The 6,900-nt window shown below is 74.4% G+C and carries 7 protein-coding genes; 5 read left to right on the top strand and 2 right to left on the bottom strand.

Annotation, left to right across the window (positions count from 1 at the left end; all coding sequences use genetic code 11):
* Positions 1 to 461: class I SAM-dependent methyltransferase (locus GTW08_RS10350; RefSeq protein ID WP_202416939.1), on the top strand; the 461-nt coding region annotated here is incomplete at its 5' end.
* On the opposite strand, the gene GTW08_RS10345 is transcribed toward GTW08_RS10350, so the two are convergent.
* Positions 462 to 1,883: an amidohydrolase family protein gene (locus GTW08_RS10345; protein ID WP_161151822.1), complete on the bottom strand. Its 1,422-nt coding sequence runs from the start codon at positions 1,881 to 1,883 to the stop codon at positions 462 to 464.
* A gap of 128 nt (positions 1,884 to 2,011) precedes the next feature.
* Here GTW08_RS10345 and GTW08_RS10340 point away from each other — a divergent pair, with 128 nt between their 5' ends.
* The 4 genes from GTW08_RS10340 (at position 2,012) to GTW08_RS10325 (ending at position 5,707) form a co-directional block, all read left to right on the top strand.
* Positions 2,012 to 2,821: an IclR family transcriptional regulator domain-containing protein gene (locus GTW08_RS10340; protein WP_073574663.1), complete on the top strand. Its 810-nt coding sequence runs from the start codon at positions 2,012 to 2,014 to the stop codon at positions 2,819 to 2,821.
* Positions 2,822 to 2,895: 74 nt separating this feature from the next.
* The gene (locus tag GTW08_RS10335) at positions 2,896 to 4,047 is read left to right on the top strand and encodes a CaiB/BaiF CoA transferase family protein (RefSeq protein WP_073574664.1); all 1,152 of its coding nucleotides are present in this window, start codon (positions 2,896 to 2,898) and stop codon (positions 4,045 to 4,047) included.
* Positions 4,044 to 4,841 (top strand): citryl-CoA lyase, encoded by a 798-nt coding sequence (locus GTW08_RS10330; protein WP_100877597.1) that lies wholly within the window; start codon positions 4,044 to 4,046, stop codon positions 4,839 to 4,841. The genes GTW08_RS10335 and GTW08_RS10330 overlap by 4 nt, the downstream gene beginning before the upstream one ends.
* Positions 4,838 to 5,707 (top strand): dioxygenase, encoded by an 870-nt coding sequence (locus tag GTW08_RS10325; RefSeq protein ID WP_073574666.1) that lies wholly within the window; start codon positions 4,838 to 4,840, stop codon positions 5,705 to 5,707. The genes GTW08_RS10330 and GTW08_RS10325 overlap by 4 nt, the downstream gene beginning before the upstream one ends.
* A 14-nt stretch (positions 5,708 to 5,721) precedes the next feature.
* Here the strand turns inward: GTW08_RS10325 and GTW08_RS10320 are convergent.
* On the bottom strand, positions 5,722 to 6,900 hold a 1,179-nt coding region (locus tag GTW08_RS10320; RefSeq protein ID WP_202416938.1), incomplete at its 5' end, for a YibE/F family protein.

The raw sequence follows: 6,900 nt of genomic DNA, 5'->3' as shown, positions 1-6,900 counted from the left end.
TGCGCGGGCGCACGGACCTGCTCCCGTCCTCGGGCCGGGCGCTGGACGTGGCCTGCGGGCGCGGCGCGGTCGCGGTGTGGCTGGCGATGCAGGGACTCGACGTCGTCGCCGTCGACGTGTCCCCGGCCGGGCTCGCCGCGGGCGCCGGGCTGGCCGCCGCCCACGACGTACGGGTGCGCTGGGTGGAGGCCGACCTCGACGCCGGCTTCCCCCGCGACGACGACCGCTACGACGTCGTCGTCTGCCAGCGGTTCCGCGACCCGGCGCTCTACCCGGCGCTGCGTGCCGCGCTCGCGCCGGGCGGGCTGCTGGTGGTCACGGTGCTGTCCGAGGTCGGCGACGCGGGCGGCCCGTTCCGGGCGGTGCCCGGTGAGCTGACCGCCGCGTTCGCCGGCCTCGAGGTCCTCGCCCACGGCGAGGGCAACGGGGAGGCGCACCTGGTCGCCCGCCTCCCCGCCTGATCAGCCGCCGTGCGTGGCCGCGCTGCGGTAGTCGGTGTAGGTGTAGGGATTGTCGAGGACCTTGGTCTCGGGGATCTCGGGGTTCATCCCGGCCTGCCAGGCCGCCTCGCCCATCGTGGCGCGCAGGTGCTCGACGGTGGCGGTGACCGAGGTCCGCGCGGCGGCGAGGTCGACGTCGACCAGGCGCCCGTCGCGCTTCACCACGCGCCCGTCCACGAGCACGGTGTGCACGTCGCCGCGCTGGGCCTGGAACGCGACGTGACCGTGCGGGTTCAGCAGCGGGAACGACACCGGTGAGTGGTCGTTGCGCAAGAGCACCAGGTCGGCCTTCTTGCCGACCTCGACCGAGCCGAGATCGGACTCGCGTCCGATCGCGCGGGCCCCGCCGCGGGTCGCCCACTCCACGACCTGTTCGGCCCGCAGCGACGAGTGGGTGACGGTGTCCCCGCGCGCGTGTGCCTCCAGGTGCTCGCGAGATCGGTCGGCGCCCAGCGTGGTGCGCATCGCCGAGAACAGGTCCGCGCTCCACCACATCGAGGTGTCCATCGACAGCGACACCGGGATCCCGTGCTCGCGCAGCGCCCAGGTGGGCGGGTAGCCCTGACCGGCGCTCTGCTCGCTCTCGGTGGACACCGACACCGAGCCGCCGGTCGCGGCGATCCGGTGGTAGGAGTCGGCGGACAGGGTCGCGGCGTGCACGTAGACGGTGTCCGGCCCGGCGAAGCCGTGCTCGTGCATGAGCCGGACGCCGTCGTCGTTGGTCGCGCCCCACACCCCGGCGTGCGTCGTGACGCCGACGCCGAGCTCGCGGGCCACCTCGAACGCGGGGCGCTCGGGGAACGCGGGGTCACCGGTGACGTCGAAGGCGAGCTGGAAGCCGAGCATGTCGTCGCCGGGGGTGATGCGCCGCGACACGAACTCGCGGAACCCGGGGTCGGCGGTCCAGTTCGCGGGGGCGTCGTGGATGTTGCCGTAGGCGAGCACGAACCGGCCCGCGGTGGAGGTCAGGGCGTCGACGGCGGCGTCGGCGTGCTGCGGGGTCTGCAGGCCGTGCGACCAGTCGACGGTGGTGGTGACGCCCGCGTCGAGGGCCTCCAGCGCGGCGAGCAGGTTCCCCGCGTGGATGTCCTCCGGGCGGAAGATCCTGCCCCACTCCAGGTAGTTCCAGACGAAGTACTGGGTGAGCGTCCAGTCGGCGCCGTACCCGCGCAGCGAGGTCTGCCACATGTGCCGGTGGGTGTCGACCATGCCCGGCATCACGATACCGCCGGTCGCGTCGACCTCCTCGGTGCCCTCGGGCACCTCCAGACCGACCCCGACCGCGGCGATCCGGTCACCGGTCACCAGGACGTCGTGGCCGGACAGGACCGTCCGGCCCGCGTCCACCGTCAGGACGGTCCCGTTGCGGAAGACGACGCTCATCGACGCACTCCTCGATTCTGCGGACAGGCGTCCGCTGTGCGGACATCGCACGGACGGCGGTCACTGTCGCGCACCCTTCTTGTGCTGTCAACGGCCGGGTCGCGGGGGTGTCCGGCTACCGTGGGCCCATGGCACGCGACGGGACCGGCCCGGACTTCATCGAGGCGCTCGCCCGCGGTCTCGAGGTGATCACCGCCTTCCGGCCCGGACGGGCGGAGATGACCCTCGCCGACCTGGCCGGCGCGACCGGGCTCGCCCGCCCGACCGTGCGCCGGGTGCTGCTCACCCTCACCGAGCTCGGCTACGTCCGCTCCGGCGAGCGCGGCTACGCCCTGACCCCGCGGGTGCTGGACCTGGGCGTCGCCTACGTCCGGTCGACCGGGCTGTGGGACGTCGCCCGGCCGCACCTGGAGCGACTCGTCGCGCGGACCCACGAGTCGTGCTCGATCGCCCAGCTCGACGGCAGCGACATCGTCTACGTCGCGCGGGTCGCTGTGCCCAAGATCGTCGCGCTGTCGGTGCAGATCGGGACGCGGTTCCCGGCCGCGTCGACGTCGCTGGGGAAGGTGCAGCTCGCCGCGCTGGCCCCCGAGGAGCTGGAACGGGTGCTGGCCGAGCCGTCGCGCTCCGGGCTGACCCCGCGGCACGCCCCGGCGCCCGCCGAGCGCGACGCCGAGCTGCGCGAGGTCCGGGCCCGCGGCTGGGCGCTGACCGACGAGCAGCTCGCCCCGGGCATCCGCTCGGTCGCCGCCCCGCTGCGCGACGGCGAGGGCCGGGTCGTCGCCGGGGTCAACGTCAACTGCCACGCCGCGGAGACCTCGCTGGAGACCCTGCTCGAACACCATCTGCCGCTGCTGCTGCAGGCCGCGGGCGACATCAGCGCCGACTTCGCCCGGCTCGCCTCCGCGCCGCACGTGACGGTGTCGGCCACGGCTTGACCGCCGCCCGCGCCCGGGGTCACGATCGTCTGGCGGACACTCGTCCGCACAGCGATCACTTCGGAGGGACACCGATGGCGGAACCCGGAACCGGCGGGCCGCTCGACGGCGTACTCGTCGCCGACTTCTCCCGGATCCTGGCCGGGCCGTACGCGACGATGCTGCTGGCGGACATGGGCGCCGACGTCATCAAGGTCGAGGGACCGGCGGGCGACGACACCCGCACCTGGACCCCGCCCGAGCGCGACGGCGAGGCCACCTACTACCTCGGCATCAACCGGGGGAAGCGGTCGATCGCGCTCGACCTGCGCGACCCCGGCGATCTCGCCGCGGCCCGCGAGCTCGCCCGCCGCGCCGACGTCGTCATCGAGAACCTGCGGCCCGGCGGGATGGCCCGCTTCGGGCTGGACCACGCCTCCGTCGCCGCCGACAACCCCGGTGTCGTCTACGCCTCGATCTCCGGGTTCGGCTCCGGTGCGGGCGCGCACGTCCCCGGCTACGACCTCATGGTGCAGGCGATGTCCGGGCTGATGAGCCTCACCGGCGACCCGGACGGGCCGCCGTACCGGGCCGGGATCTCGGTGTTCGACGTGATGGCGGGCAACCACGCCGCGATCGGCGTCCTCGCCGCGCTGCGCCACCGCGACCGCACCGGCGCCGGCCAGCACGTCGAGGTCAACCTGCTGTCCTCCGCGCTGACCGGGCTGGTCAACCACAGCTCCGCCTGGGTCGCGGGCGGGACGGTGCCCTACCGGATGGGCAACGCCCACCCCTCGGTGTTCCCCTACGAGCCGATGCCCACCGCCGACGACGACCTCATCGTCGCCGCCGGCAACGACGCCCAGTTCCGCAAGCTCTGCGGCGTGCTCGAGGTGCCCGGCCTCGCCGACGACCCCCGCTTCGCCCGCAACGCCGACCGCACGGTCAACCGGGAGGAGCTGCGCCCGCTGCTGGAGGAGCGGCTCGCGACCCGGGGGGCCGTCGAGTGGTTCGAGCTGCTCACCGCCGCCGGCGTGCCGTCCGGGCCGATCCAGACCATCGACGGCGGGTTCGCGATGGCCGAGCGCTTCGGGCTCGATCCCGTCGTCACGGTCGGGGAGGGGGACCGCGCGGTGCCCACCACCCGGCACCCGGTCCGGTTCTCCGCCACCCCGGCCGTCTACCGGCTCCCTCCGCCGCGGCTCGACGAGCACGGCGCCGACCTGCGGAAATGGCTCGACTCATGACCTACCCCACCGCCCTGGGCGCCTCGTCGAAGGACGCCATCACCCTGCTCGGCCACGACCTCGCCGACGACGTCATGGGGAAGGTCGGGTTCGGCGAGCTCGCGTTCTGGCTCGCCACCCAGCGTCGCCCCACCCCCGGTGAGACCCGGGTGTTCGAGGCCGTCCTCGCCGCGCTGGCCGACCACGGGTTCACCCCGACCGCGATCGTCACCCGGCTCACCCACCTGTCGGCGCCGGACTCGGTGCAGGGCGCGCTGGCCGCCGGGCTGCTCGGCGGCGGGTCACGCTTCCTCGGCGTCACCGAGGACTGCGGCCGGTTCCTGCACGACCACCTGCCCGTCGAGCGCCCGACCACCGACGACGGCTGGGACGCCGTCGCGCTGGAGATCGTCACCGCCCAGCGGGCGGCGAAGCGGTTCGTGCCGGGCCTCGGCCACCACGTCCACAAGGACGGCGACCCCCGCACCCCGCGGCTGTTCACCCTCGCCGCCGAGGAGGGGCTGACCGGCCCGCACCTGAGGCTGTTCGCCGCGATCGGCCGGGTGCACCCGCAGGTGCTCGGACGGACGCTGCCGCTCAACGGCGCCGGCGTCTGCGGCGCCGCGCTGGCCGACCTCGGCCTGCCGCTGGAGCTGCTGCGCGGCTTCGCCCTGCTCGCCCGCACCGCGGGCCTGATCGGCCAGCTCGCCGAGGAGCTGCGCCACCCCGTCGCCAACGACATCTTTCTGTCCGTGGACCTGCACAACCGGTCCGTCGACCCCGACCCGTACCAGCCCGAGGGAGACCTGCGATGACGCAGCCCACCACCGTCACCGAGGACACGATCACCGACGCCGCCGTCGCGCGCTGGGCGACCGCGCACGACCCGCGCACCGCCGAGCTGATGACCGCCCTGGTGCGCCACCTGCACGACTTCGCCCGCGAGACCCACCTCACCGAGGACGAGTGGATGGCCGCGGTGCGCTGGCTGACCGCAACCGGGCAGATCTCCGACGACAAGCGCGAGGAGTTCATCCTCGCTTCCGACGTGCTCGGGCTGTCCATGCTCGTCGTCCAGCAGAACCACCGGCTCGACCCGGCCGCCACCCCGGCGACGGTGCTGGGCCCGTTCCACATCGACGGCTCCCCGGAGAAGGCCTCCGGCGAGGACATGTCCGACGGGCTGCCCGGCGACCCTCTGTTCGTGCACGGCAGCGTCCGCGCGCTCGACGGCACCCCGGTGACCGGAGCCGTCCTCGACGTCTGGCAGTCCGACGCCGACGGCACCTACGAGGCCCAGCTCGACGTCGACGAGGCCCGGCTGCGCGCGAAGTACACCACCGGCGACGACGGCGGCTACTGCCTGCGCACCATCGCCCCGCTCGGCTACGCCATCCCGATGGACGGGCCCGTCGGCGACCTCGTCTCGCGCACCGACATCAGCCCGATGCGGCCCGCCCACATCCACTTCCTGCTGGCCGTGCCCGGCTACGAGCCGCTGATCACCCACCTGTTCCGGGAGGGCGCCGAGTTCCTCGACTCCGACGTCGTGTTCGGGGTCAAGCGCGAACTCGTCGTCGGCTTCACCCGCCGCGAGCCCGGCCCCACACCGGACGGCGGGCACAGCGAGGTGCCCTGGTACGAGGCCCGCTACGACTTCGTGCTCCAGCCCGCCGGATAGGTCGCGACCGGGACTCAGCGCCGGCCGACGACGAGTGCGGCCAGCCCGGTCGTCACCGGGACGGCGGCGACCAGCCCGATGCTGCCCACCAGGGTCCGCACGATCTCGGTCGCCACGTCCTGGCTGGTGAGCACCTGGGTCACGCCGCCCGCCGCCACCGTGAACAGCAGCAGCAGCGGGAGCGCGGCGCCGGCGTAGGCCAGCACCAGGGTGTTCACCGCGGACGCGACGTGGTCGCGCCCGATCCGCATCCCGGCCGCGAACAGCTCGCGCACACCCAGCTCGGGGTTCGCCGCGCCCAGCTCCCACACCGCGGAGGCCTGGGTGACGGTGACGTCGTCGAGCGCCCCGAGCGCGCCGATCACCAGTCCGGCCAGCACCAGGCCGCGCGGGTCGATCGGTACCCCGGGGCCGAGCGTGCCGATCAGCGTGGCGGTGGTGTCGTCGAGCCCGGTGAGCCGCGAGGTGACGGTGAACAGGTAGCCCAGCACCCCGATCAGGGCGAGCGAGGCCAGCGTGCCGAGCACCGCGCACGAGGTCCGCGCGGTGAACCCGTGGGTCAGGTACAGCACCACGAACATGATCAGGCAGGCGCCGGTGACGGCGACCGCGAGCGGCGAGCCGCCGGACAGGATCGCCGGCAGCACGAACCACAGGAGGACCACGAAGCTCAGCGCCAGGCCGACCAGTGCCGCGAACCCGCGCAGCCGCCCGAGCACCACGACGGCCAGCGCGAACGCCGCCGCCAGCCACCCCAGCGGGGCGCCGCGCTGGAAGTCCACGAGCTGGTAGGAGCCCGCGTCGTCGGGGTTCGCGCCCGACCAGGACAGCGTGACCGGGTCGCCCACCGCGAACCGCGGCGTCGACGGCTCGTTCGGCACCAGCTGCACCAGGTCCCGCCCGGCGCGCGGCCCGTCGGACAGCGCGACCGTCACCCCGGTGCAGCGACGGTCCCCGGCGCCGGGGGAGCAGTCCGCGACCTGCACCGCGGTGACCGTGCCGTGCACCTGCTGGGTGGGTGGGATCTCCGGGACCGGGGTCGCCCCCGGCCACAGCAGGGCCACCCCGGCGAGCGTCGCGAGTACGCACGGCACGAGCAGGGCGACCAGCAGCCTGCGCACCCGTCGCCCGGCCGGGGACGCGGCGCCGTGTCCGTGCCCGTGCCCGTGTCCCCGGCCGGGGGCGGGCGGGGC

It is taken from the genome of Pseudonocardia sp. SID8383, assembly GCF_009864975.1.
GTDB lineage: Bacteria > Actinomycetota > Actinomycetes > Mycobacteriales > Pseudonocardiaceae > Pseudonocardia > Pseudonocardia alni.
This window is presented reverse-complemented; position numbering and strand designations above follow the sequence as displayed.

Bases quoted from the DNA above. Each gene is read 5' to 3' on its own strand.
- GTW08_RS10340 (WP_073574663.1), top strand. From the start codon at position 2,012: ATGGCACGCGACGGGACCGGCCCGGACTTCATCGAGGCGCTCGCCCGC.
- GTW08_RS10335 (WP_073574664.1), top strand. From the start codon at position 2,896: ATGGCGGAACCCGGAACCGGCGGGCCGCTCGACGGCGTACTCGTCGCC.
- GTW08_RS10345 (WP_161151822.1), bottom strand. From the start codon at position 1,883: ATGAGCGTCGTCTTCCGCAACGGGACCGTCCTGACGGTGGACGCGGGC.
- GTW08_RS10330 (WP_100877597.1), top strand. From the start codon at position 4,044: ATGACCTACCCCACCGCCCTGGGCGCCTCGTCGAAGGACGCCATCACC.
- GTW08_RS10325 (WP_073574666.1), top strand. From the start codon at position 4,838: ATGACGCAGCCCACCACCGTCACCGAGGACACGATCACCGACGCCGCC.